We start from the raw sequence: 279 nt of genomic DNA, 5'->3' as shown, positions 1-279 counted from the left end.
CAATGCAACCATGGAAGACCAACTTACATAGAAATGAAACTAAGTGATATAGAAAAATTGTTTGAAAGGAGATGAATTCAGTTTGTCAAAAAGGTTCCCAATTAAGTATACGTAATAGTTCTTCTGATTATGAAGTATAAGATGTGAGAAAAGAGAATAACTGCTCTAGCTTTTTAGACTACAAAGCAATAGGACAGGAAGTAAGAAATCGTAGATTAGCGAAGAGATATACTCAAAAAGATTTAGCGGGAAAAATCGGCGTAACATATCAAATAGTAC

Annotated in this window: 2 pseudogenes; both read left to right on the top strand. The window is 32.6% G+C overall.

What is annotated here, in order from left to right:
• Nucleotides 1-75 (top strand): annotated as a pseudogene (locus WG67_RS07795) (DNA mismatch repair protein MutL); the annotation flags it as partial.
• A 68-nt stretch (nt 76-143) separates the two neighbouring features.
• Nucleotides 144-279, top strand: a pseudogene (locus WG67_RS07790) (WO male-killing family protein Wmk); the annotation flags it as partial.

Source organism: Wolbachia endosymbiont of Drosophila incompta (assembly GCF_001758565.1).
Lineage (GTDB): Bacteria > Pseudomonadota > Alphaproteobacteria > Rickettsiales > Anaplasmataceae > Wolbachia > Wolbachia pipientis.
This window is presented reverse-complemented; position numbering and strand designations above follow the sequence as displayed.